Here is a 1573-nt window from a genome sequence, read left to right on the forward strand (position 1 = left end):
GGCGTTATGTTTTCAAAGCATTTTCAAGCGCCATTGTTCACATTTTTTGTGTATAATCGCTGCTGTTGCTATCAACCTCATTCTCAAGCCATTAGTCAAACCGGATAGATAAATAAGACTCTCTTTTTCAGAATCACCAGCTATATCTAGCAAACTCTTCTTCTCTCCCACTCTCCATGAGCAAAGACAGGAGCTAGCCATTTGAATATCAAAAGTAGCTGAACCTTTATCAGCTAACTCACCTTTCATTTTTATTAAATAATTCCTAGGCATAATCAATTTCACAGCATTACCAAAGTCAGAAATCTTCAAAAGGTTATTTCTAGAAATTAAAAGATTGTCTAAGGCAATATCACAATGTGCGACTTCTTTTTTATCATGTAGATAAGCCAAGCCACTAAAAAGACCATGAACATAACAGCATAACTCGAAACGTGATACCTTTAAACGTAGGTTAATTATTTCGCTTAAAGGTCGACAAAGCTCCATATGATATCCAACAATCATATTATTACCATCCAAAATCGCCCCCAAAAAGTTCATAACATTCTCGTGTTCAAGAGCCTTTAGATGTTTATAGTCATTGTAAAGATGAAGATATGAATCTTTTAGTCTTGATATAAAAAAACTTTTCGAAAAGTCCTTATAACCACTTTCGTTCAAGACATTTTTAATTTTTATTTTCAAAACTGCTTTAACTGCCACCACATAACCATTGAATATAGTCTTTCTAACTTGACAGAACATTCCTTTCGCCACATATTCACTACCATTTTCGACAGTTGCATGTGCCTCTGAATACTGACAAATGCTTTTATAAGTATCAAAGAAATTTATAACCAATGCTAAATCACATAATAATGTAACAACTCACTATAGAATAATTTTTTTAGACTTCTTCAAAAACAACAAAAGAGTAAGAAAACATAACAAGTGCATCCAGGTGACGCCTTCGGCGCACCTGATGCGGGCGTTACATGCTATCAATAATTCATTCACATCTTAGAAAATTAGTTCCACCTTTCATTAGGAATCAAGGTAGAATGGTGGCTTGTAAGAAAGCCCACATAAATCACAGTATACAAACTGACTTTCTACACACAAAGATCCTTCTGTACAATAAAACCCCAAAGTACTTATAAGAATCATTATTAAATCTCCACAACTTTCTGCTAAGTTAGCATTTGGGCATTTAGGAAAATTCGCTGATACTGATTCAGTAGTAGTTACAATTATAATAAGAACTACAATGCATAATTTATTTTTCATTTGTAACCCTTCCAATACAAAAATAAAATATACCGATAAAAATAGCAGATATTTTTAATACAATACGGAATAGCGTCTATTTTATTGATAGCACTTCAGAGCCCTAAGTCTTTAGACAGAAAATAACTGTTCAGAATTCGCAGGTAAACTTTTAGATCGATTGGCTACAGCCCAGCAATACCAAGAGAGCAATTCATAAAATATGCTCTTTTACCATAAATAAGCTGTTATTAAAAAAATAGAAAACGCATGTAACAAGCGCATCCAGGTGACGCCTTCGGCGCACCTGATGCGGGCGTTAGGT

Annotated in this window: 1 protein-coding gene; it reads right to left on the minus strand. The window is 34.1% G+C overall.

Annotation, left to right across the window (positions count from 1 at the left end; translation table 11 throughout):
* Positions 1 to 12 precede the first annotated feature (12 nt).
* Positions 13 to 759: a protein kinase domain-containing protein gene (locus tag ACY2RQ_RS19260; protein WP_490114634.1), complete on the minus strand. Its 747-nt coding sequence runs from the start codon at positions 757 to 759 to the stop codon at positions 13 to 15.
* Positions 760 to 1573 lie beyond the last annotated feature (814 nt).

This window comes from Parendozoicomonas sp. 209JJ7-1 (genome assembly GCF_058147085.1).